The organism is Rathayibacter sp. AY1D9 (genome assembly GCF_002932395.1).
Lineage (GTDB): Bacteria > Actinomycetota > Actinomycetes > Actinomycetales > Microbacteriaceae > Rathayibacter.
Map to the genome: position 1 here is coordinate 50,155 of NZ_PSVQ01000011.1, position 23,626 is coordinate 73,780.

Here is a 23,626-nt window from a genome sequence, read left to right on the forward strand (position 1 = left end):
GCCGATCCTCAGGCCGCGGGTTCGGCGTGGTGCCGGCTCTCAGGCCACGGCGAGAGCGGCGACCGGTGACACCTTCGTGGCGCGGCGGGCGGGCAGCACGGCCGAGACGACCGTGATCACGACACCGACCACGAGCACCGCCACCAGGATCGGCACCGGGACGGTCGGCGGGATCAGTCCGATGCCCGGCAGCGAGCCGAACACCGAGATCGCGCCGCACCAGCCGTAGACGATCCCGAGCACGATGCCGAGCACCGCGGCAGCGATGATCATCTGCGCCGCCTCGAGCACCACCATCGACCGCACCTGCGAGCCGGTGAAGCCGAGCGCGCGGAGCAGGCCCAGCTCGCGCCGGCGCTGCAGCACGCTGAGCGACAGCGTGTTGACCATGCCGACGGCGGCCAGCACGACCGAGAAGCCGAGCAGGACGCTCATCACCGCGGTGCTCACCTGGATGAACTGCTCGAACGCCGCGATCACCTCGGGATTCGTCTCACCCGAGCGCTCCATGATCGTGCCGAAGGTGGCGGCGGCGACCGCGAACATCGTGACCAGCGACACTCCGATGACCAGTCCGATCACAGCCCGAGCGCTGCGTGCCGGATTGCGGACGGCGTTGGCGGACGCCAGGCGGGCGACGGGGCCCCGGCCGAAGGCGCGGCCCACGAGGGCCGTGAGCGGAGGGAGCAGGACGGGCGCCCCGAGGATCACGCCGGTGAAGGACGCCATGCCTCCGACGAGCCCGAGGAGGACGCCGCCGGGGTTGGCGAGTCCGAGGACGACACCGGCGGCGAGCAGCAGCGCGCCGACCACGACGAAGACGATCGCCGTGACGTTGCGGGCGGTGCGGCCGCGCAGCTCCTCGTAGCGGGGCTCGGCGGAGGATCCGGCGGCCTGCGACGGCGCGACCGCGAGCACGCGGCGCGATCCGGACCACGAGGCGATGACCGTCGAGGCGACCACGGCGATCAGCGGCAGCACGAGGCCGGGCGAGACGAGCGGGTAGTCGAAGCGGGGCAGGGTGCCGCTCCGGATGGCGAGCTCCGCGGCGAGCGCCACGAGAGCGACGCCGGCGACCAGGCCGATCGCCGCTCCGAGGAGCCCCTGCAGGAGGCCCGTGCGGACGATCCCGCTGCGCAGCGACCGGCCGGAGGCGCCGAGCAGGCGGAGCAGGGCGATCTCGCGGGTGCGCCCGGCGATGACGGTCGAGACCGCATTGGCCGTGACGATCCCGCCCACGAACACCGCGATGCCGAAGAAGACGGCGCCGACCATCCCGAGCATGAGGGCGACCTGGCCGATGCCGTCGATCCCCGCTGCCGCGAAGGCCGCGACCATGTCGGCGATGACCTGCACCAGCACGGCGCCGAACGCCGCGGCGAGTGCGGCGACGGTGACGATGGCGCCCCCGCCCTGGCTCGAGCCCGTGCGCACGCCGCTCACGCCGCGCCCTCCATCGTGAGCATCGCGCGCGAGATCTCCTCGGCGCTCATCCCGCGGCGGTCGTCGACGACGGCCCCGTCGCGGAGGAAGACGATGCGGTCGGCGTAGGCCGCCGCGATCGGGTCGTGGGTGACCATGGCGATCGACTGGCCGTACTCGCGGGTGGAGGCCCGGAGCAGGCTGAGGACCTCGCGGCCGGTGCGCGAGTCCAGGTTGCCGGTGGGCTCGTCGGCGAAGATCAGCTGCGGCCGGGTGGCGAGGGCGCGGGCGATCGCCACACGCTGCTGCTGCCCGCCCGAGAGCTCGTGGGGCCGGTGCGTGAGGCGCTCGCGGAGCCCGAGGGACTCGATCAGCCGGGCGATCCACTGCTCCTCGTCGCCGGTCACGGAGCGGCCGTCGAGCTCGAACGGGAGGCGGATGTTGCCGCGCACGTCGAGCGTGGGGACGAGGTTGAAGGCCTGGAAGACGAAGCCGACGCTGCGGCGGCGGAGCACGGTCAGCTCGGCGTCGCTCATCGAGGTGATCTCGGCGTCCCCGAGGAACACGCGGCCGGAGGAGGCGGTGTCGAGGCCGGCGAGGACGTGCATGAGCGTCGACTTGCCGGATCCGCTGGGGCCCATCACCGCGGTGAACTCGCCCCGCTCGATCGAGAGCGTGACGTCGTCGAGGGCGACGACGGGCGGCGTGCTGCCGTAGAGCTTGCGCACGCCCTCGACGCGCGCCACGACGGAGGAGGTCTGGTTCTGCATGTCCTCGACGCTACGGAGGCACCCGTGTCGCCGGCGTCGTCCGCAGTGGCTCGCGGCATCATCCCTCCGGCGGACCCGCGATGGTCCTGCGGGGTCAGCGGGGCCGGAGTCCCGCCCGGCGGAGGGCGAGGGCCGCCAGCGCGGCGGTGACGGCGGGGTCGCCGGTCCGCCAGCCCGCGGCGGCGTCCGGGTGCGCGGCGAGGATGTCGCGGGGGGACGCCTGGGTGAGCGCGCGCAGGGCCAGCAGCTCGGTGCCGCCGCCGGTCGAGCCGAGGGCGCGCAGCTCGGCGGTCCGGCGGGCGAAGCGGAGCCGGGGCCGGAGCCAGAGCACGGCCAGGAGCAGGAGCGGGAGGCCCCCGACGGCGAGCCCGGCGACCACGGCCAGGGCGCTCGCGAGCTGCTGCTGGTCGCGTCCGGCGGCGGCCAGCACGGAGCCGGCCCCGCTCGCCTCGTCGAACGGCGCGCGCACGGCGTCGCCGAGCAGGGGGATGCCGCCGAGGGTGGTCCCGGCGTCGCTCATGGTCGAGCCGAAGCCGCTGCCGGCGCTCTCGAGCCGCCGGCCGATCTCGGCCAGGCCGGCGATCAGCGAGCCGACCGCGATCCCCGCGGCGATCGCCACGACGGCCACGCCGAGAGCGAGGGCGTCGGCCAGGATCTGCCGCGCGCGGACGGCCGGGAGGTCGGCGTAGATCTGCATGCGCCGATTATCCGGCGCGCTCGGCGGCGGTCGTGTCCACACCGGAGGAAGGATTCGTCGAGAGGGCCCGGGATCCGCGTCACTCCGCGAGGTCCCCGACGTTCTTCCTCCGTTGTGACCACGTCGGCCGCCTCCGAGAGGTCTGCCCGACCCGGCTCCTCGCCGCTTCTAGTCGAGCAGGTCGTGCAGCACGACGACCTGCTCGCGCTCCGGCCCGACGCCGATCGCCGAGAACCGGGCGCCGCTCATCGCCTCGAGCGCGCGCACGTAGTCCTGCGCGGTCTGCGGCAGGTCCGAGAACTCGCGGCAGCCGGAGATGTCCTCCTGCCAGCCGGGGAACTCCTCGTAGATCGGCTTCGCGTGGTGGAAGTCGCTCTGCGAGACCGGGACCTCGTCGTGGCGCACGCCGTCGACGTCGTAGGCGACGCAGACGGGGATGGTCTCGAGGCCCGAGAGCACGTCGAGCTTGGTGAGGACGAAGTCGGTGACCCCGTTGATCCGCGCCGAGTAGCGGGCGATCGGGGCGTCGTACCAGCCGCAGCGGCGCGGGCGGCCTGTCGTGGTGCCGAATTCGAAGCCCTGCCGGCGGAGGTACTCGCCCCACTCGTCGAAGAGCTCGGTCGGGAACGGGCCGGCGCCGACGCGGGTCGTGTACGCCTTGATGACCGCGATGACGCGGTCGATGCGGTTCGGTGCGACTCCGGAGCCGGTGGCCGCTCCTCCCGAGGTCGCGTTGGAGGAGGTGACGAACGGGTAGGTGCCGTGGTCGACGTCGAGCATCGTGGCCTGGCCGGCCTCGAACAGCACCGTTTTGCCCGCGTCGAGCGCCTGCGAGAGGACGAGCGACGTGTCGGCGACCATCGGGCGGAGGCGCTCGGTGTACTGCAGCAGGTCCTCCAGCACCTGCTCGACCAGGATCGCGCGGCGGTTGTAGACCTTCACCAGCAGGTGGTTCTTCTGGTCGAGGGCGCCCTCGACCTTCTGGCGGAGGATGTTCTCGTCGAAGAGGTCCTGGATGCGGATGCCGACGCGGTTGATCTTGTCGGCGTACGCCGGGCCGATGCCGCGGCCGGTGGTGCCGATCTGGCGCTTGCCGAGGAAGCGCTCCGTCACCTTGTCGAGGGTGCGGTGGTAGCTGGTGATGACGTGCGCGTTGGCGCTGACGAGCAGCTTCGACACGTCGACGCCGCGCGCGCTCAGCGCCTCGAGCTCGTGGAACAGCACCTCGATGTCGACGACGACGCCGTTCGCGATGACCGGGACGACGCCCGGGGTGAGGATGCCGGAGGGGAGCAGGTGCAGGGCGTACTTCTCGTCGCCCACCACGACGGTGTGCCCGGCGTTGTTGCCGCCGTTGAACTTCACGACGTAGTCGACGCGGCTGCCGAGGAGGTCGGTGGCGCGTCCCTTGCCCTCGTCGCCCCACTGGGCGCCGGTGATGACGATTGCTGGCATGGCGTGTCCTTCTCGACGGGAGGGGCGGGGGTGGGCCGGTGCGGCGCGGCAGTCGTGCCGCCTCCGCGCGACCAGCCGCTCGATTCTAGCGGAGGGGCCGGAGGACGGCTCCAGCGCTCGGGGTCGGCCCCGCGGACTCGACCGGCTCCGGGCCGGCACCGCGGACGCATCGCCGAGCAATGCTCTCGATCCCGTCATGCGCAGTTCACACGCGGCGCATAGATTCGAGGACGTTCACACTCCACTCATCACGCGAACAGGACCACGATGCGCAGACTCCGCGCCGCAAGCCTCCTCGCCGTCGTCGCACTCGGAGCCGCCACCGCCGCTCCGATCGCCTCGGCCGCCCCTCTCGACGACGGCGTCGAGCTCACCCTGGTGTCGACGACCGACACGCACGGGCACGTCTACGACTGGGACTACTTCGCGAACGCGCCGTACCCGGCCGACGGTGCGCTCGGCCTCACCCGCGTCGCGACCGAGGTCGACCGCCTCCGCGCCGAGAAGGGCGAGGAGTCCGTGCTCGTCATGGACAACGGCGACGCGATCCAGGGCACGCCGCTCACCTACTACTACGGCCTCGGCGACGGCGCCGCGGGCGTCCTCTCCGGCGAGACGACGCACCCGATGGCCACCGCGTTCAACACCATCGGCTACGACGCGCAGGTCGTCGGCAACCACGAGTACAACTACGGGCTCGACATGCTCAGCGCGTACGAGGGCGACCTGAACGCCCCGCTGCTGGGCGCGAACGTCGTCGACGTCGCCACCGGCAAGCCGTACCACGACCCCTACACGCTGATCGAGCGCGAGATCGACGGGAAGACGGTCACCGTCGGCGTCCTCGGCCTCGTCACCCCCGGCGTCCGCGTCTGGGACAAGCAGTACGTCGACGGCGTCCTCGAGTTCCAGGACATGGTCGCCGCCGCGAAGCAGTGGGTCCCGATCGTGCAGGAGCAGGCGGACGTGGTCGTCGTCCTCGCGCACACCGGCCAGGGCACGGTGCCGGACGCCGAGTACGACCCGGCCGACCTCAACGAGGACGTCGTCAACAACATCGCGACGCAGGTCCCCGGCATCGACGTGGTCGTCGCCGGCCACAGCCACAAGGACCTGCCGCAGACGCTGTTCACCAACGTCGCCGGCGAGCAGGTGCTGGTCACCCAGCCCGAGTTCTGGGCGCAGGGCCTCACCGAGGTCACCCTGAACCTGGTGCCGGACGCCGCGGGCGGCCTCGAGGTCGACTGGTCGGCCGGGAACGCACCCGTCACGCAGCCCGTCTACGCGAAGGACATCGCCGAGGAGTCGCCCGCACTGGTCGACGCCCTCGCCGAGCAGCACGCCGCCACGATCGAGTACGTGAACACCCCCGTCGCCGACTCGGTCGAGGAGCTCTCGGCCGCGACCTCGCGCTACGAGGACACCCCGATCATCGACTTCATCAACACCGTCCAGGCCGAGACCGTCGAGTCGGCGCTCGAGGGCACCGAGTGGGCCGACCTGCCGGTGATCTCGCAGGCGTCGCCGTTCTCGCGCACCGCCGTCTTCCCGAAGGGGCAGGTCAGCATCCGCGACATCGCGGGCCTGTACATCTACGAGAACACCCTCCGCGGAGTGGAGCTGACCGGAGCCGAGGTGCGCGACTACCTCGAGTTCTCGGCCCGCTACTTCGTGCAGACCGCCGAGGGCGCCGTGTTCGACCCCGAGACCGGCACCAACGCGACGACCGAGGACCGCCCCGACGGCATCCCGGACTACAACTACGACGCGATCTCGGGCCTGGACTACGTGATCGACGTCTCCCAGCCCGCCGGCTCGCGGATCCGCGGTCTCGCCCACGCCGACGGCACCCCGGTCGCCGACGACGATCGCTTCGTGATGGCGGTCAACAACTACCGCCAGAGCGGCGGAGGCGCCTACCCGGCCGTCGCGCAGGCACCGCTCGTCTACGACGAGCGTCTCGAGATCCGCCAGCTCCTCATCGACTGGTCGACCGCCCGCGGCGTGATCGACCAGGCCGACTTCTACGACCCCAACTGGTCGCTGACGACGGAGCCCGCCGCCGAGGTCCCGGTCACCCCGGCGCCGACCGAGCCCGGCACCCCGACGGAGCAGCCCACCACAGCTCCGTCGCCGCACCCCACCACCACGGCGGCCCCCGTCGCGGGAGGCTCCGGCCCGGGCTCGCTCGCGAACACCGGCGCCGACGCGGCCGGCCTGATCGGCGGAGCCCTCGTGCTGCTGCTGTCGGGTCTCGCGCTGGTCGTCGCGCGACGCCGCCTCGCGGCCTAGCCGAGCAGGGCACGGGCGGCGGTCGGCGGGGTCTCCCGCCGGCCGCCGTTCGCCGTTCCGGAGGATCGCGGGACGATCGGGCCGCGGACCGGCGGCTCAGTCCCCGCGGCGTCGCGACCGGCGGGCCCGCCAGGCCGAGAACGCCCCGGTCGACCAGAGCGCCCAGACCACCAGCAGGGGCTGGAAGACGAGCCGCACCGCGCGCGCCGCGTCCGTCTCGAGGCCGAACGCCGGCGTCCGCGTCACCAGCTGCGAGATGTTCCCCGGGAAGACCGCGACGAAGAACGCGGCCACCACGACTCCCACGATCACGCGCCACCGCACGAGCACGACGAGCGCGAGCCCGAGCGCGATCTCGACGACGCCCGACGCGACGACCACCAGGTCCGGGTCGGCCGGCAGCCACGGCGGGACCTGCGCCTGGAAGGCCTGACGCGCGACCGTCAGGTGCGCCGTGCCGGCCGTGACGAGCAGCAGGCCCAGGAGGATGCGGGCGAGAGTGCGCAGAACGGAGCGGCGTCCTCCGTCGGGCGCTGTGGCGGCGGTCATGCCCCCCAGTCTGCGCTCGGAGCCCGCTCGCGCCGACCGCGCGCGCGTTCCGGCGGCGCCCCGTATCCTCGTTACCGCCCCGTCCGCAGACCGTGAAACGAGTTCCATGAGCACCCTGCCCCGCCTGATGGCCTTCGACCTCGACGACACCCTCGCCGCCTCGAAGTCCCCCGTCGACCCGGCGATGGCCGACCTCTTCGTGAAGCTGCTCCAGGCCACCGAGGTGTGCATCATCTCGGGCGGCCAGATCGGCCAGTTCCGGATGCAGGTGCTCGACCGCCTCGAGGGCGCCGACCCCGAGGTGCTCGCGAAGCTGCACCTCATGCCCACCTGCGGCACGCAGTACTACCGGTACGAGAACGGCGACTGGGCGCAGATCTACGCCGAGAACCTCACCGAGGACGAGAAGTCGCGCGCGCTCGCCGCCGTCGAGGAGAAGGCGAAGGAGCTCGGCTACTGGGAGTCCGAGACCTGGGGCCCGATCCTCGAGGACCGCGACTCGCAGATCACCTTCTCGGCCCTCGGCCAGTCCGCGCCCGTCGAGGTCAAGCAGGCCTGGGACCCGGACGGCGAGAAGAAGAACACCCTCCGTGAGAACGTGCAGGCCGTGCTCCCCGACCTCGAGGTCCGCTCCGGCGGCTCGACGTCGGTCGACATCACCCGGAAGGGCATCGACAAGGCGTACGGGATGAACAAGCTCACCGAGCTGACGGGCATCCCTCTCGACGACATGATCTTCGTCGGCGACCGCCTCGACCCGGACGGCAACGACTACCCCGTCAAGGCGATGGGCGTCGAGTGCTTCGCCGTCGAGGGCTGGCACGACACCGCCGCGTACCTCCGCTCCTACGGCCTGTAGGCCGCGCCCCGCGAGCCTCTGCCGCGGCGGGGGCGCTGCGGCAGGGCGGCGCCGGGCGGGCGGCGTTCAGCGGTCCTCGTTCAGCGAGCCGGCGGCGGTGCCGCCGAGGGCGAGCCGGAGCCGCTTGGGCAGTCCGGCGACGACGATCGCGTGGGACTCCTCGATCAGCTCCAGCACCAGCCCGGACTCCACCGCCCCGCCCGCATCGACGGTCACCCAGTGCTTCTTGTTCAGGTGGTACCCGGGCTCGATGCCCTCGACCCCCGCGACGAGGTGCACCACGTTCTCGGGCAGCGCCTTGACGCTCACGACGGGGCGCTCGAAGCGCTCCGACTCGAGCGCGAAGACCTTCCCGGCGACCTTCCACACCCGCGTGCCCGGGCCGAACGGGAAGCTCGCCTCCGCCCCCGCGAGCCCCTCGAGGAGCCGCCGTACCGCCGTGTCGTCCATCCGATCATCCTCCCGCACCCGACTGCGCCGGAGGCGGAACGCGCCCGCTCACCGGACCCGACCCGAGTCCCATCGGAGCGGCGCCCGTCGCCGCCGCTCCGGCGCCGAGGTCGGACGACGCGACGGCAGCGTCGGAGGAGCCGGAACGGAGCGGACGTCCTGATGGGTCGATGAGCGACTGCGGATGCGCCGGCGATCCTCCTCTCGCCGCCGGGGATCCGCGAACGAGCCCGCGCCCGGCCGAGGTGAGGCCGATCAGTCGGATCACGACGAGGCCGTGCAGCCGACGGAGACGCTGCACCTGAACGAGGAGGACGCCCTCGGGAGGCGGTCCTGCCCGTGCGCGCCTGGTGACGGAATCACGAAGGCCGTAGAGGCCATCCTCCGATCGGCCTTGTAGGGGTTCCTCGGGCGGGAAAGCGAGCGGGGAGACGCATCCGGGCAGCCGACACCGGAGCGCCTCATCCGGCCGGACTCACGGCCCGATCGATCCGCCAGGAGAGAGAAGGAACACAAGCGGGAGACGGCTCTGCGCCTCACCTGTCGATCAATCATCTCTCTTGCGGCAGAACAGGGCGACCTCGGAGTGAGGCGGATAGTCGTTCCGCCGCCGTTTCGGAGCCTCTCTCATCTGTCTCGAGATCGTCGAACCCCGTTGCGTGGAATTACTTGGTGTGCAGTAGTCTCAGGCCTGCCGCGGGAAGGACAGCCCTCTCGCGAAATCAATCGTCGCGGAAAAACTCTCGGGACGCTGCGACATGAGCAGTGGATCTTCCGAGGGAACGTCTGCCGTCTACGGCTCAGGTCGTTCGTTGAAGATCCGCAGGCCATTCGTCCAACCAGAGAGGCATATTATGTCGAACACGTCCCCTTCTGATTCGCCCGTTCCGGCTCGCAATGCGGTTCCCGGCCGCCGGACCGTCCTGCAGGCGGCCGCATGGACCACTCCCGTCGTCGTCGCGGCGATCGGTGCGCCGCTCGCCGCCGCATCGGCCCCGGTGACCGTGCGCACGGTCGCTTTCGTCGACCAGGAGGGTGGCGATGCCACTACTTCCTACACGACGAGCAGCTGCAACCCGTTCAACGCCTACCTCCAGGTGAGCGATTCCGGAGTTCCGGCCGCCGCAGGCATCGCGGTGACGGTGACTCTGCCGACCGCGCTGCGCTGGTACGACGGCACGGCCACACCTCGCACGCTGTTCACGGGTGCCGGCGGAAGCCTCCTCCTGGAGGGCTTCAACGGTCTGCGTTTCGCCACCGCCGGAGTCAGCCAGACGGGCACCATCACGGCCACCACAGCAGGCGTGGTGAATCCGGCCCAGCCGACCGTTCCCGTGGCCGATGTGACCACCGCAGCGATCGTGAACGGCACCAGCGGCACCCGCACCTCGACCTTCCGCGGACGTCGCAACAATGTCGAGTCCGAGATGCCGGAAGCTGTCACCACTGTGGTCGATTTCGCAGTCGCGTGGACCGGCGTCGGTGACACGGCTGCGTCTGCGACCTACCTGAGCTACGTCGTCTCCCAGGACGGCGACGTCTACTCGCACACCGCCCCCTCCGGCGGCTTCTACGAGTGGGACACGACGACCCCCATCCGCATCGGCATGACCAGCATCGCGGCGGATGACGGTCTGATCATCGCCGGCGGCGACCGCGGAGCCCGCCTGTTCTCGGCCAGCGGCAGCACGGTGTACGACTGGGACGGCGTCGCGCTCGCGGCCGCGCCCGGAGGCCGCACTGTCCTCGACATCGCCGTGTCGTTCAGCGACGACAGCCTGTGGCGGGTGTCGCTCGTCGCGACCGACGGGACGGCATGGGAGGCGACGAAGACCATCGAGGCCGGAGCGTCTTGGTCGCCGTGGACGCAGGTCCTCGCCACAGTCACCGAGCTGCGTCAGGTCGCCGCCGACACCCAGGTCTTCGGCGCGACGCGTCGCATCTTCGCGACGACGGCCGCTGTGTTCGACCAGGACGGCACCCAGCTCACCGCACTTCCGGCCGGACGCACGGCGAAGGACCTCGGAGTCGAGATCGGCGGCAACTGGATCAACGTGATCGGTGACAACAACCAGTACTACCGCACCCCGTTGAGCAACCCCGGGACGTGGGACAGCAACAGCACCGGCAGCCCCGTCGTCACGATCACGAACGTCACCAGCGTGGCGTCGGCCTCGACGCCGAACATCGGCATCCGCGCGTTCTACGTGGCGGGCGCGGCACTCTGCGGCTGAGCTGATCACCAGGGGGCGCCCTGACGACGGCGCGCCCCCCGAGCAGGACTCGCGGGTCCGGTGACGTCCTCCCCTCGATCACCGAGGGAGGACGTCACCGGACCCGCTCGTGCGAGCGGATGCCTCGCTCACAGGACGACCGGCTCGGGCGGACGGGGACAGGGCCTCGATCCCCGGTCGCGCTCACCGGCCCGAACCCGACACGACCCGAGCGATCCGCGACGTCCTGAACGGAGAGCGGAAGCGCCCCGGGAAGCCGTGACACGGCTCGTCATCGGCTCCGAGCAGCTCCCCGTCGAGGCAGGATCGTCCGCCGGCGAGGCACTCGCCCCCGGAGCGCCCGACCACGGGCGCCTGGCCGCGGCCGTGGCCGGAGCCGATGACCGCAGACGCATGCGCCGATCTCGGCTCCACGCCCAGGAGCACTCCGGCGCAGCACCTGTCCGTCTCGATGAGCACGAGTGTGCCGTCGTCGTTTCCGGCAGCGGAAGCGTCCTGCTCGTCCCTGCCGGCGACGACGTGCCCGCCGTCGGTGCCCGACGATCGTCCGCCGGTCTCCCCTCGCGAGCTCTCGCGGCGCCTCTCCCGAGTCTTCTCCTGCCGTTGCGCGTCACGCCCCATCGACAGCGGCGGGACGCCGCGACACCGCATCAGCACCGGACGCACGAGCGCCGACCGCGCGAGCCGAGAGACCTGAGCCGCCCGACGGATCCGACCCGCCGAACCACCTCGACTCCCCGTGCTCGGGACGTCTCCGCCGCCGACGTCCGAGCGGTCGTCGACGGCGCACAACGGAGGTCCGAGCGCGTCCTCATCGTCGGGGAATAGTCGGAATAGCCGAGAGCATCCCCTAGGAGGGGCCTTTGCGCGGAGCTTCGCTCAGGACGGAGGAGCACGACGCCCGACCACTACGCTGAGGGCAGGTCGCTTATGCGAGAGAACAGCGGTCAGTCGCAGACAGGGCTCACACGGTGAAACTGCAAACACCCACTTCCACGAAGAGCTCTTCCTCCGAGAAGGGCCGGAGCTCCTGGTCCCGAGCAGTGGCCAGAAAACTCGTCATCACCGATGTCCTCGTCATCGTGTTCTCGGTCTTCAGCAGTCAGTTCTTCTGGTTCGGAGTGGAGAGCCGAGAATTGTTCGTGGCCGGCCATCAGCCGGAGATCGCGGGCCTGCTCGCGAACTACTGGATCGTCTCCTCGATGATCGTGGTGCTGTGGGCCGCCCTGTTGAAGTTCTACGCCACACGCGAAGACCGTGTCCTCGGCGGAGAGGTGACGGAGTACAAGCGCATCCTCGATGCGACGCTCCTGCTGTTCGCCGTGATCACGTGCGTCGCCTACCTCGGCCAGATCGGCTTCGCCCGCGGGTACATCATCACCGCGCTCCCGCTCGGCCTCGTCCTGCTCTGGCTCGGACGCGGAGCCTGGAGGGTGTGGCTGCGGCAGCAGCGGAGCGCGGGCCGGTACTCCTCCTCCGTCGTCCTCGTCGGCTCGCCACGGAGCGTCGAGCACATCTACCGCGAGCTCGTCCGCGCCACCGGGGCCGGGTATCTCGTTGTCGGCGTGTGCATCCCCGAGGATCTGGCCAGCGATCGGGTGAGCGGGTGGGGGGTGCCTGTCTTCGAGAACATCACGGTGGATGCGGTGCCGGGCATCCTGAACCGGACCGGCGCCGATACCGTCATCATCACGAGCAGCGACCACCTGCCACCCGAGCAGATCCGACAGTTGAGCTGGAGTCTCGAGCCGAGGCGCCAGCACCTGGTCATGGCGCCGAGCCTCACCGACATCAGCGGACCGAGGATCCACATGCGCCCGGTGGCGGGCCTTCCTCTCGTGCACATCGAGACACCTCGATTCGAGGGCAGCAAGCAGGCCCGCAAGCGTGCCCTCGACATCGTCGGATCGCTGAGCCTCATCGCCGTGCTGATGCCTCTCATCGCCTCGGTCGCACTGGCCGTCAAGCTGACGAGCTCGGGGCCCCTGTTCTATCGCCAGACGCGGATCGGCATCAACGGCAAGCCCTTCGGCATGATCAAGTTCCGCTCGATGGTGGTGAACGCTCATGATCAGCTCGCCGAGCTGCTCGCCGCTCAGGGAACGTCCGGAACACCACTGTTCAAGATCACTGACGACCCTCGCATCACACCGATCGGACGCTTCATGCGCAAGTACTCGATCGACGAGGTCCCTCAGCTCTTCAACGTGCTGAGAGGCGACATGTCGCTCGTCGGGCCGCGGCCGCAGGTGGCGGGAGAAGTCGAGCTCTACGACGAAGCCGCGCGCCGGCGCCTCAACGTCAAGCCGGGCATGACCGGGCTCTGGCAGGTCAGCGGGCGGTCGACGCTCTCCTGGGAGGACGCCATCCGACTGGATCTCTACTACGTGGAGAACTGGTCGTTCACCGGGGACCTCGCGCTGCTCGCGAGAACCGTGCAGGCCGTCGTCGCCCCCGGAGGCGGCGCCCACTGACGCATCGGGCCACCGCGCGAGCGGCCGGTCCTCACATCTCGGTGACGACCGCGTCGTCGATGCCGACCGTTCCCGCGGCGGGGTCGTTCAGGCCGACGGTCACGCGGAAATGCGACGCCCAGGACGGCGCCTGGCGATCCACGCCGGTCGCGGGTCTTACCCGGAACGGGAGTGCCGCGGCCATCGCCGCCATCGACTGCGTCGTCGAGGAGACGGGCTCCGAGCGGACGGTGACAGGGATGCCGCGGGCGTCACGACCGGAGACGGTGACGAAGGACTCCGAGACGATCATCGACCCGTTCGCAGCGGCCTGTCCGATGACGAGGTCGGCGGCGTAGACCCGCCCGGGTCTGCTGAGCACATCGAACGAGAGACTCGTCTGTCCGGTGCCTGTCTTCCGGACCAGGAGCCGCCCTGACGCGACGGCGAGCGTGGCCGACGGGCTCGCACTCCGAGAGGTGGCGTCCGGAGTGTCCAGGTACGCGTCCGCGACCGTGCCCACATCGAAGGCTCCATCGACGAGCCGGTTCGCGGCGCGGTGGACGAGAACCGAGGTCGGCACGACGGAGGGCTCGTCCAGGATCGAGACGTCCGCCAACCGGACGAGTCCGGTCCCTCCGACGAGGTAGCCCGATGCCGGAGCGACGTTGCGGAAGGAGGTGCTCGTCACGACGATCCCGCCTCCCCAGCTCCTGTGAGCCGTCTCGAAGACTGTGGCCGCCGCCAGCGGGGCGGCGGCGGAGACCGTGCCGCCGTTGATGCTGATCCTGGCCGTCGTCGTCGCAGCGGTGGAGAACGCGCTGACCGTGCTCGCCGGGGTCAGGCGGACGGTCGCAGCGTGCAGCGTGACGGCACCCCCTGAAGCCTCGACCGCGCGATCGCATCCGCTGATGGCCAGCGACGTCGTGTGCAGCTCGCCACTGGTCGACGCGGAGGACAGTCCCGTCGTGCACGAGCGCACAGAACCGCCGACCATCGCGAGATTCGACCCAGGGGCAGTGCCGGCGACCAGGACGCCCGTGCCGCACTCCTCCACGGCCACGTGGAAGAGGCGCAGATGCTCGGCGCCGGGACCGAACCGGACACCCGTCTCGAATCCGATGATCTCCACTCCGTACAGTCCTGCGCCTCGGACGCCTGTCGCCGAGGACAGCTCGAGGCCGACGGATCCAGGAGCCGCTCGGCCGGGACCCGTGAGGCGCAGTCCGCGCAGGCTCACGCGCGTGTGCGGCGCATCATCGGAGGCCTCGGAGGCGGTGAGGACGAGCGCCGATCCCGACACCGCCGTCGCATCGACATCGCCTCCGGCGAACTCCATCGACACACGCGAGAGGTCGATCGTCAAGGGTGCTGTCAGCACGACGGGCTCGGAGACGACCAGGAAGGACTCGGTCGCGAGGGCGTGAGCCGCGTCGAGAGCGGCCCGGAGCCGCTGCTCAGCAGTCGCTCCCGGGAACTCGGTCGAGTCCCGGAAGCCGTCCAGCCGTGCGTCCGGGAAGGCGTTGGCCGCTGTCGCCGGGGGGGCCGTCGCCACCGCCGACACGGCGCCCGCGCCCGCTGCCGCCGTCAGGCTCAGAAGCGCCCGTCGTCCTCGATCCCGCGATGATGCTCCCATTCCCGAACAGTACGGAGGAAAGGCCGCCGTCACGACCGCCGTTCACACCCCCCGCACGGCGCACACTGCTGCACGATGTCTCACCTTCAGCGCGAGGGCAGCCTGTGGACCACGTCTGCTGTGCTCAGCTCCAGGAGGAAACTGAGCACGTCCTCCTCGAGGACCTCTCGGGGGACGCCGAACTCGTCGGCGAGCCCCGCGAGGATCTCGACGGTCGTGGACGGATGCTCGAGCCTTCTCCAGATCGCGTGCGCCGTGCCCTTCAGCACGAGGGGCACGGGAAACGGCGACAACAGGTTCAGCAGCACCGCCTGCGCGTCGTCCTCGACGAAGGCCAGCTGATCGGATCGCGCCCACACGGCGTGATCCAGAGCTCCCGGATCGACGGTGGTCACGAGTGGGTCGCATTCTCTCGGCGACGGCGTCGACGATCGGCGGCGAGCGAGCGCACGAGCCCGAGGAACGCCCGCAGATCTGACAACGACGGCCGATCGAAGCGGACCATCCCCGTCTCCGCAGCCCTCCGGCGCGCCCGGCGTGTGAGACCGATCACGGTCGTCAGCGCGGACACGATCAGCACGATGCGCCGCTTCCCTGTGGCCTCGACGAAGGCGAGCGCCCAGTGATAGCTGGACCGCCCCGTTCCGGCCACCCGCAGATCCCACAACCGGCGCTCGTGCACGGCCAGGTCGTCCGGCACGTCCAGCCCGAGGGCGTGGAGCACCGGGCGGAGGGGGTAGGCGCTGCGGGTGCTCTCGACGAGCAGGAGCAGCGCCTCCCGGTCCGATTCGCTCGCGCCCCTGAGGAACCCGATGACCGACTCGAGCTCGGACGTGCTCCGGGCAAGGAGGGGATCCTTCAGCGCGTGGAGCGCGACGACGACCGCGCCCGCGACCGGGGAGGGCACAGCGACCCTCCTGTGCGCGATCGTCACGGTCCGGTGCGACGTCCACAGCACGTCGAGGACTTCCTCCGGCTCTGCGAAGAATCCGGGGTAGCGGTCGTGCACGTCGATGTCGCAGGTCCACTGCGGATGGAACAGGGTCACGGAGTGCACCGGGTACGCGCGCGGGGCCGGGCGGTCGGGCCGGGGGATCCATCCGCGCTCGGCCAGCAGGTCGACGAGGCGCTGGACGTCCGCCGGGTGGACGAGCACGTCGACATCGCTGGACACGCGTCTCGTGCGGATGCCCTGTGCATGGGCGGTGGGCCCCTTGATGAACAGGGCGCGGAGCCCGTGCGTGGAGGAGAGGTGCGCGGTGAGGGCGTGTGCGAGGTGTACCGCATCATCGAGGGAGAGCTCGGTCGTCGCGGGTGCGGAGCTCACCGTCGATCCGACAACTGCCGGTGCCGACCGGTGGACGGCGCCGGACGCACCGCCATGGATCGCGACACCGCCGCTGCCCGTCGCTCCGAGTCGAGGCCGGACCGGGCGATCGAGGTCGTCGCCGGCAGCGACTCGGAGGCGAGCGATGCGGCGTACGCCAGCGCGATCCACACGGTCAAGGCGGTCCACGCGGGGGCGGAGGCCAGAGCGACGGCGAGGAAGACCCCCAGACCCAGTGCCGTCCCGTTGCGCCGATATCCCCGCACGATCAGCATCACGAGGAGGACGGCGAAGAGGGCCAGGGCGATCACTCCGGTCTCGGCAGCGAGCTGGGCGTAGACGTTGTTCGCGAGACCGCGAGAGGCGCCGTTCGAGGTGAGCCCCGCCACCGCCTGGGAGTAGTCGGTCCTCCACACGCCGAACCGGCCGGGTCCGACTCCGAACAGCGGATTGTCCGCGGCCATGGTGAAGCCCGTGCTCGACGACTGGGATCGGACGTTCAGCGAGCGGGTGCCGACGTCGACGGCGCCTGTGCCCAGTCCGAGCTTCGAGAGCTGCGCGAGGACGAAGCGCTGCAGGGCGGGAACGAGCAGGACGATCACCGCGCCCAGCGCGCCGACGCTGAAGATCTGCACTCCCACTCCCCGCTGGGGGCGGAGCGTCGCCGTGAGGACCGCCGCAGAGACGGTCGCGATCAGTGCCGACGTCGACTGCGAGTAGACGAGGCAGGCGACGGCGGCGGCGATTCCGATGCGGTCGCGACGGCGCAGGCAGGCGAACAGCGCGATCCCGGCGAAGAAACCGAGGTAGTTCCCCTCGAGGAACGGGCCGTTCCTCGGCAGGCTGACGCCGAAGGTCGCCCCCATCTGAATCGTCGAGTTGAGGAGAGCGGGCAGCGGGACCCCGGCGAGGTGGAGGGCCAGCTGGATCGCGCAGAAGACGAAAGCGAGGCGGACGGCGATCGAGAGAGCCCGCTCCATGTCCTGGAATCCCAGTCGGTGGCCGACGTACCACCAGACCGCGAGGGCCAGCAGAGCGTATCCGCAGTAGAGGATCATGTCGTTGGTGAAGCCCAGGTCATAGCCGTAGGCGGCTGGAACCTCGGGTTGCTTGAACAGGAATGCCCAGATCGTCGCCAGAACGACCAGCGCACCGAGCCCCAGCACGATCTCCCGTCCCACCGGCGTGTACCGGTCCTTCTGGACGGTGATCACGGAGAAGCCGATGGCCAGGATGACGGCGATCTCGGTGATCTTCAGCGGAGAGCCGACCTGAATGGTGAGCGCCTGCTGGAACGGCATGAAGACGATGGCGAGGAACAGAAGCCGCTGGACGACATCCAGACGCGCCGCGCCCTCTCGCGTCGTCGCGGTCGCAGCGCCCCCTCGAGCCATCGCGCGCCTCATCTCCGACGTGATCGAGCATCGATCGTCTCCTGCAGCAGCTCCGTTCAGCTCTGTAGGACTACAGACTAACCACGGTCCCGGTCCCCCGGAGGTGGTCCCCTTTCGACCTCATACCGTCGGCCGGGAGCACATAGGATCGCTCACGGAGTCATGCCGACGGACCGCGTGGTCGGTGAGGGATCCTGTCCGATGGTCATCGACAGGGACCGGAGCCTTCCACGGCTCGGCCAAGCCGGAAGGGCGCGAACGGTTGACAAGCGGATCCACACTCGCTGAGGGCTGGCGCGAAGGCGAGCGCACGATCGTGCACGTGACGGAGAGCTTCGGCGCAGGTACCGCGTCGGCGATCAGCGACTACGTAGCGGCCACGCCCGCCTTCCAGCACAGGCTCGTGTATTCACCGCGGGAGGACTCTCCGGTACCGGAGAGCGCCTTCGCGTCGTTCGCAGGCGTGACGGCGCTGCCGACAGGGCACGTCGCCCGAGTCCGCGCTCTGCGAACGGTTCTGGCCGGAATGCCGGGCGCTGTCGTGCACGCGCACTCCAGCTTCGGCGGAGCGTACGCGCGCCTCGCGGTCCGGGCGGGCCGGCGACGTCCGATCGTCTACACGCCGCACTGCTACGGCTTCGAGCGCCGAGACCTCCCGCTGCCCGCCCGGGCGGCGTTCCGGGTCTTCGAGGGCGTCCTCGCCTTCAACACCACCGTGTTCGCCGCCTGCTCAGCTCGCGAGGCCCGTCTGAGCCGGTGGCCGTTCAGCCGGGCGGAGGTCGTGCACGTCCCCAACTCGGTGCCCGCCTCGCTCCCGCCCGCCACTCGCCCCGGCGGGCCGAGGCCTCTCCGCCTCGTCGGCGCCGGTCGGCTCTCGACGCACAAGGATCCCCGATTCTTCGCCGAGGCCGTGGAGGCCGTGCGCGCCGCCGGCCATTCCGTCGACGCGACGTGGATCGGCGGAGGCGAGGGGCGTCACCGCACCGCCCTCGACCAGGCCGGCGTCCACGTCACCGGCTGGCTCAGCCGCGACGAGGCGCTCCGCCGACTGGGCGATGCCGACGTGTACCTGCACAGCGCGCAGTGGGAGGGGATGCCGATGGCCGTTCTGGAGGCGCACGGCATGGGGCTGGCCCTCGTCGTGCGGGACATCCCCGCCTTCGATCGCCTCGGCCTGCCCCTGGTCGCGCACTCCCCCCACGATGTGGCGTCGTACTGGGGCGATCTGGAGGACCCGGCGGCCCGTTCCCGTCTCGTCGCCGCCGCCGAGCACGCCCTCGCCCTGAACACCGTGCAGCACCAGTCGCAGATGCTCGAGCGGCTCTACCTCGGCCTGCTGCCGACCGCCCCTCGGAGGAGGAAGCCATGACGACAGTGCTCGTCTCCGCCCGTGTCCTCGACAGACAGGTCGGCGGCAACACCCGATACGCCCGCACCGTCTACAGCGGGCTCGCCGGACACGGCGTGCAGCACGTGCTGTCCCGACCTCCGATCGAGGGGGGCCGAGCCCGCAGCGCCGTCTACGGCGCCTATGAGGGACTCGTACTGCCGAGGCTCCGCCCCTCCGGGATCGACGTCCTCCACTTCCCCGCGGACACGGGGCCGCTGGTTCCGAGCCGCCTCCCGATCGTCGGCACGATCCACGGGCTGGCGACACTCCACGTGGACGATGTGCGCAGCCGGAGCTCCGACCGGTTGTGGCGCCTGCGCGTCGCGCGTCTCGCAGCACTCTCGACCACGATCATCACGGTCTCCGATTCCTCCGCCCGGGACATCGCGACTGTCGCACCCGACGCCGCCGGGAAGATCGTCACCATCCCGCACGGGATCGACCACGACACGTTCAACACCCGCTCCACCGACCAGGACTCCGTCGCGCTCGACGAGCTGGGGATCGACGGCCCGTACTTCCTCTACGCGGGCAACCTCGACCCCCGCAAGAACATCATCGAGCTGTGCCGAGCCGCCTCGAAGGTCTTCGACGAGACGGGGGTGCCGCTCCTGGTGTCCGGCGCTCCGGCGTGGGAGAGCGACGCGATCCTCGAGGCGGTCCGCGGAACCCGCGGCGTGCGCTACCTCGGCCGCGTACCGGATGAGGCGCTCGTCCCGCTGCTCCGGGGAGCGCTCGCCTTCTGCTTCCCCTCCACCTACGAGGGCTTCGGCTTCCCGGTCGTCGAGGCCATGGCGTGCGGCGTTCCCGTCATCTGCAGCGATCGCGGGTCGCTCGCCGAGGTGGCGGGCGGCGCGGCGCTGACGCTCACCGACATCGGCGCGACGGCGATCGCCGATCACATGCGCGAGATCGTCGCCGATCCGTCCCTCCGCAACGACCTGCGGAGCCGGGGTCTGATCAACGCTCGACGATTCCACTGGTCGGACTCCATCGCAGCGCATGCTCGCGTCTTCGAGGAGGCCGCGCGGTGAGGGTCACGATCGTCCACGCCTACAGCACCACCAACTCCGGCGACGGCCTGCTCGTCGAGGAGGCGCGGGAGCTGGTCCTCTCGGCCCTGCCGACGGCGGAGATCACGCTCGTCGCCCTCGATCCCGCGAGCTTCGACGAGGAGCTCTACGAGAGTGTCCTGCACCCCCTCACCGGCCGTGGCGGCAGCATCGGCAGCCTCGAGACGCTGCGACGCGGTGGGGTCGCGCTGCTCTCCGGCCGCCGGAGCGCCGGCTACGCCCGGGCGATCGCCGGGTCCGACCTCGTCGTCGGCGTGGGGGGCGGCTACCTCCGCACCAAGAATCCCGTCGAAGTCGTCAAGATGATGTGCACCAACTTCGTCCAGATGCCCCGGCGCAGCGACCGCGTTCCGTTCGTCTACCTTCCGCAGAGCATCGGGCCGCTCAATCTCGGGACCCGCCGTGTGATCGCGGCGCGACTGGCCCGCGCCGTCGGGGTCTTCGCTCGGGACGACCGCTCCGTCGAGGAGCTGTCCGGCCTCGCGAACGTGCACCGCGCTCCCGACATGGCCCTTCTGGGCCTCCCCGACGAGTTCGATCCGAGGACCGTCGTGCGGGCCGGAGCTCCCGGGCCCGTCGGGATCGTCGCCCGCGCGCTGTCCTCGAGCCGGTCGCGACGTGCCGCCTACGAGTCGCGGATCGACGTCCTCGCGCGCGATCCGGAGTCGGAGCTGCTCGCTCAAGCCACCGCTCGCGGCAACAACGATCCGCAGTTCTACGAGCGGCTCGGCCACGAAGGGCCATTCCGCCTGCTCCGCGACGCGGTCGGCAGCGGAGTCGCGGATCGGCCGGCGGTCGTGGTCTCGGTCCGGCTGCACGGCAGCATCCAGACCATCCGCAGCGGCGTTCCGAGTGTCCATCTGAGCTACGAGCGGAAGGGATGGGGTGCCTACGACGACCTCGGGATCGACCGGTTCGTGCACAACGCCTTCGACGCCGATCTCTCGCTCATCCGCGACCAGATCGCTGAGCTGCGGGAGGACCCGTCCGACTACTGGAGGCGCGTCGGAGACTCCGTGTCGGCGCTGCGGATGCAGCGAGGACGACTCGTCGACCTCCTCGTCGACGCCTCCGGACCGGTCGGGCGCCCGTGAAGATCGTCTTCGCGAGCCACACCGCCGAGGTCGGGGTCTTCCGAGTGGGGAGCCACCACCTGGCTCGCGAGCTCTCGCGCCTCGGGAACACGGTGACGCACGTCTCGACGCCGTCCTCGCTCCTGCACGCGGGGCGCCTGCGGGACGCCACCGTGCGGGCCCGCTTCGGTCTTGCGCTGCGAGGTCCACGCACGGACGCGGCGGGCGTCGTGCACGCCGAACCGCTCACCGTCGCCCCACTGGGATCGCTCCCGGCGCGGATGCGGACGCCGTCTCTGCGGGTGCCGCTGCGGCCCTGGCGGGCGCCCAGTGGGGCGATGCGTCCTGATGTCCTCATCGTCGACCAGCCCCTGATGGGCGTGCCGCTCCTCGAGCTCCTGCAGCCGAAGCGTGTCGTCTACCGGCCCACGGACGCTCATTTCGAACCGGGGATGCGGGCGGCGGAGATCGAGCTCCTCGAGCGGGCGGACGCTCTCGTCGCCACGTCGGAGCCGGTGCTGCGCGTGGTCTCCGAGGGAGTGGCCGCGCCAGAGCGCACGCTGGTCCTCGAGAACGGAGTCGAGTACGAGCGGTTCCACGGTCTCGGTGCCGAGCGTGCGGGAGTCGTCTACCTCGGGGCGCTCGACCGCCGCTTCGACTGGGGAGGAGTCCGGATGCTCGCCTCGGCGTTCCCTGACGTCCCCTTCCGACTCGCCGGTCCGCTCCCGAAGAACGTGGAGACGCTGCCCGCGAACGTGGAGCTGCTCGGCGCCGTGCCCTACTCCCGGGCGCCCGCGCTGCTGAAGAGCGCCCGCGTCGGGCTGCTCCCGCTCTCGGACGACCCGGGCAACGCGGGTCGCAGCCCGATGAAGTACTTCGAGTACCTCGCCGCCGGCCTCAGGATCGTCTCGTCCGCCTCCCCTGCACTGCGAGCCCGCTCCGCCCCCGGCGTCTGGCTCTACGACGACCCTGCGGGCGCAGAGAACGGGCTGCGGTCCGCGCTGGAGGCTGCGGCGTCGGGACCCAACCGGGAGGGCTCGGTCTACGCGGAGCAGTACGGCTGGCACCGTCGCGCCGCCGACCTCGCACAGCTGCTCGACGCGGTGCTGGCGGCACCGCGCCGAGTGCGGCGCTGACGGCCCGTCCTCAGCGCCGCCAGCGGTCGATCGGGAAGGCGTCCAGCAGGGGCGCCGGATCCCACGCAGCCAGCGGGCGTCTAGGAGTGCAGCCGGATCCGCGTCGCGTGAGCCACGGCGGAGTCGAGATCATCGAAGAGGGTGTACTCCGACCCGGTCCGTCCTGTCCCCTCGAAGTAGTCCTGGTACGTGAACGGCGGCTCGGCGCTGAACGCCTCATTCGACTCCCTGCGGCTCGTTCATCGATTCAGCTCGGAATGCCGGAGGAAGCGGGGGTCTGCGCGGAGGCGAGCGAGCGTCGCCGCTCTCCTCCCCTTCCCGCCTCGTCCTCGACCTCGGCCTGCAGCGACGAGCGCCTCGTACACGGCGCCGTGCAGCGCTCCCACGAGGGAACGCTCGCGCTTGGACAGGTCGGGTCGCTCCCTCTCTCCGTGCCGGCGCGCTCGCTCGAGGCCCGCCTCCAACGCCGCCGGCGACACGGGGCCGTCGAACAGCTCCACCCAGCCGCTCCCGACCTCCGCGGCGAGGGCCCGCGTCGATCCGGTCGCCGGGACCAGGATCGTCTTCCGCGCGCCGAGGGCGAGCAGCGCGGCTCCGGAGTTGTAGAGGTACTTGTACGGCAGGGTGACGAGGTCCGCGCCTGCCAGGAGCTCGTCCAGCTCGGCGTCGTCGATGTGGCCGAGCCGCAGGTGGACGCGACCGTCGGCTCCGACCGCTCTGCGCACCTCGTCGGCGTACTCGGGGACAGCGGCCGCGCCGGCGATGACGAGTTCGCCGTCGGTGAGTGCGCTGAAGGCCGCGATCAGCTCCTCGAGTCCCTTGTAGGGCCGGATCTGCCCGAAGAACAGGATGCGCCGACCCGCTTCACGGGGGCCCGGGACAGAGGCCGACTCCGGATAGGCGCCGTGCAGGACGACGACTCCCCGGTCCAGGTCGTTCTCGTCGGACTCGTTCAGATAGATGCGGACGTCCGTGAGACGGTCCAGCCAGCGCGCGAGGAGAGTCTCGACGGCACTGCCCGATTCGTGCGGTCGGAGGTTGTGCATCGTCACGACGACCGGCGTCCCCGACGCGAGCAGCCGGGCGATGAGCCCGAAGGCGAGGGCGGACTTCAGCCAGCGGCGCGGGCCGCGCGGGGCACGGAAGAGGTACTCCGGCCAGTGCACGTGGAAGACGTCGTAGCGCCCGAGAAGGGCACGTCGCCAGGTGAACGCGACCGGTTCCACCGACGCCGGGAACGAACCGACGAGCAGCTCGATGTAGGGGTTGCTCGAGCCGGAGAAGTCCTTCACGGAGAAGAGCGCCCGGATCATTCGCGTGCTTCTCCTTCGTTCGTCTCTTCGGCGGACCGCCCCGGGCACCACGAGACGACCTGGGAGAGGGCACCACGGCCTGTGATCGGACCGCGACACGCCC

19 protein-coding genes are annotated in these 23,626 nt (G+C 70.8%); 8 read left to right on the top strand and 11 right to left on the bottom strand.

Annotated features, from left to right (window positions below):
* Positions 1-39: 39 nt before the first annotated feature.
* The 4 genes from C5C50_RS06835 to C5C50_RS06850 all read right to left on the bottom strand — a co-directional run bounded on the left by C5C50_RS06835 (position 40) and on the right by C5C50_RS06850 (position 4,344).
* Complete coding sequence (locus C5C50_RS06835) at positions 40-1,443, bottom strand: FtsX-like permease family protein (protein ID WP_258063296.1); 1,404 nt, start codon at positions 1,441-1,443, stop codon at positions 40-42.
* Positions 1,440-2,192 carry an ABC transporter ATP-binding protein gene (locus C5C50_RS06840; protein ID WP_104222781.1) on the bottom strand — a complete coding sequence of 251 codons (753 nt, stop codon included), beginning with the start codon at positions 2,190-2,192 and terminating at the stop codon, positions 1,440-1,442. Before C5C50_RS06840 ends, C5C50_RS06835 begins: the two co-directional genes overlap by 4 nt.
* A gap of 94 nt (positions 2,193-2,286) precedes the next feature.
* A complete protein-coding gene (locus C5C50_RS06845; RefSeq protein WP_104234281.1) occupies positions 2,287-2,889 on the bottom strand; it encodes a hypothetical protein in 603 nt (200 codons plus the stop codon).
* A gap of 168 nt (positions 2,890-3,057) precedes the next feature.
* Positions 3,058-4,344, bottom strand: a complete 1,287-nt coding sequence (locus C5C50_RS06850) for an adenylosuccinate synthase (RefSeq protein ID WP_104250676.1) — start codon at positions 4,342-4,344, stop codon at positions 3,058-3,060.
* A gap of 267 nt (positions 4,345-4,611) precedes the next feature.
* Here C5C50_RS06850 and C5C50_RS06855 point away from each other — a divergent pair, with 267 nt between their 5' ends.
* Positions 4,612-6,636 (top strand): bifunctional UDP-sugar hydrolase/5'-nucleotidase, encoded by a 2,025-nt coding sequence (locus C5C50_RS06855; protein ID WP_104273159.1) that lies wholly within the window; start codon positions 4,612-4,614, stop codon positions 6,634-6,636.
* Between the two features lie 96 nt (positions 6,637-6,732).
* Here C5C50_RS06855 and C5C50_RS06860 read toward each other — a convergent pair whose 3' ends face one another.
* Positions 6,733-7,185, bottom strand: coding sequence for a DoxX family membrane protein (locus tag C5C50_RS06860; RefSeq protein ID WP_104225710.1), 453 nt, complete (start codon positions 7,183-7,185; stop codon positions 6,733-6,735).
* A 106-nt stretch (positions 7,186-7,291) separates the two neighbouring features.
* On the opposite strand from C5C50_RS06860, the gene C5C50_RS06865 reads away from it, so the two are divergent.
* Entirely contained in the window at positions 7,292-8,044 is a 753-nt protein-coding gene (locus C5C50_RS06865) for an HAD-IIB family hydrolase (RefSeq protein ID WP_104225711.1), read from the top strand.
* A gap of 66 nt (positions 8,045-8,110) precedes the next feature.
* Here the strand turns inward: C5C50_RS06865 and C5C50_RS06870 are convergent, their stop codons facing one another.
* The gene (locus tag C5C50_RS06870; protein ID WP_104222787.1) at positions 8,111-8,494 is read right to left on the bottom strand and encodes an MmcQ/YjbR family DNA-binding protein; all 384 of its coding nucleotides are present in this window, start codon (positions 8,492-8,494) and stop codon (positions 8,111-8,113) included.
* Positions 8,495-9,348: 854 nt separating this feature from the next.
* Between C5C50_RS06870 and C5C50_RS06875 the strand changes: the two genes are divergently transcribed.
* Together C5C50_RS06875 and C5C50_RS06885 are read left to right on the top strand one after the other, a co-directional pair.
* Positions 9,349-10,728, top strand: a complete 1,380-nt coding sequence (locus C5C50_RS06875) for a hypothetical protein (RefSeq protein WP_146085869.1) — start codon at positions 9,349-9,351, stop codon at positions 10,726-10,728.
* A gap of 1,043 nt (positions 10,729-11,771) precedes the next feature.
* On the top strand, positions 11,772-13,202 hold the full coding sequence (locus C5C50_RS06885; RefSeq protein ID WP_258063295.1) for a sugar transferase: 1,431 nt from the start codon (positions 11,772-11,774) through the stop codon (positions 13,200-13,202).
* A gap of 31 nt (positions 13,203-13,233) precedes the next feature.
* Here C5C50_RS06885 and C5C50_RS06890 read toward each other — a convergent pair whose 3' ends face one another.
* The 4 genes from C5C50_RS06890 to C5C50_RS06905 form a co-directional block, all read right to left on the bottom strand.
* Positions 13,234-14,736 carry a hypothetical protein gene (locus tag C5C50_RS06890; protein WP_146076940.1) on the bottom strand — a complete coding sequence of 501 codons (1,503 nt, stop codon included), beginning with the start codon at positions 14,734-14,736 and terminating at the stop codon, positions 13,234-13,236.
* Positions 14,737-14,903: 167 nt separating this feature from the next.
* Positions 14,904-15,212, bottom strand: a complete 309-nt coding sequence (locus C5C50_RS16905) for a PqqD family protein (RefSeq protein ID WP_181027179.1) — start codon at positions 15,210-15,212, stop codon at positions 14,904-14,906.
* Positions 15,209-16,144, bottom strand: a complete 936-nt coding sequence (locus tag C5C50_RS16670; RefSeq protein WP_181027180.1) for a nucleotidyltransferase family protein — start codon at positions 16,142-16,144, stop codon at positions 15,209-15,211. The genes C5C50_RS16905 and C5C50_RS16670 overlap by 4 nt, the downstream gene beginning before the upstream one ends.
* Entirely contained in the window at positions 16,141-17,538 is a 1,398-nt protein-coding gene (locus tag C5C50_RS06905; RefSeq protein ID WP_181127877.1) for an O-antigen ligase, read from the bottom strand. Before C5C50_RS06905 ends, C5C50_RS16670 begins: the two co-directional genes overlap by 4 nt.
* On the opposite strand from C5C50_RS06905, the gene C5C50_RS06910 reads away from it, so the two are divergent.
* Genes C5C50_RS06910 through C5C50_RS06925 form a run of 4 tightly spaced genes read left to right on the top strand, consistent with a single transcriptional unit; the run spans position 17,453 to position 22,210 of the window.
* Entirely contained in the window at positions 17,453-18,907 is a 1,455-nt protein-coding gene (locus tag C5C50_RS06910; RefSeq protein ID WP_258067694.1) for a glycosyltransferase family 4 protein, read from the top strand. The genes C5C50_RS06905 and C5C50_RS06910 overlap by 86 nt on opposite strands.
* Positions 18,904-19,962, top strand: a complete 1,059-nt coding sequence (locus tag C5C50_RS06915) for a glycosyltransferase family 1 protein (protein ID WP_104225715.1) — start codon at positions 18,904-18,906, stop codon at positions 19,960-19,962. Before C5C50_RS06910 ends, C5C50_RS06915 begins: the two co-directional genes overlap by 4 nt.
* Positions 19,959-21,095 (top strand): polysaccharide pyruvyl transferase family protein, encoded by a 1,137-nt coding sequence (locus tag C5C50_RS06920; protein WP_181133899.1) that lies wholly within the window; start codon positions 19,959-19,961, stop codon positions 21,093-21,095. The genes C5C50_RS06915 and C5C50_RS06920 overlap by 4 nt, the downstream gene beginning before the upstream one ends.
* Complete coding sequence (locus C5C50_RS06925) at positions 21,092-22,210, top strand: glycosyltransferase (protein ID WP_104260947.1); 1,119 nt, start codon at positions 21,092-21,094, stop codon at positions 22,208-22,210. The genes C5C50_RS06920 and C5C50_RS06925 overlap by 4 nt, the downstream gene beginning before the upstream one ends.
* 239 nt (positions 22,211-22,449) lie before the next feature.
* Here C5C50_RS06925 and C5C50_RS06930 read toward each other — a convergent pair whose 3' ends face one another.
* On the bottom strand, positions 22,450-23,523 hold the full coding sequence (locus C5C50_RS06930) for a glycosyltransferase (RefSeq protein WP_104222797.1): 1,074 nt from the start codon (positions 23,521-23,523) through the stop codon (positions 22,450-22,452).
* Positions 23,524-23,626: the final 103 nt, after the last annotated feature.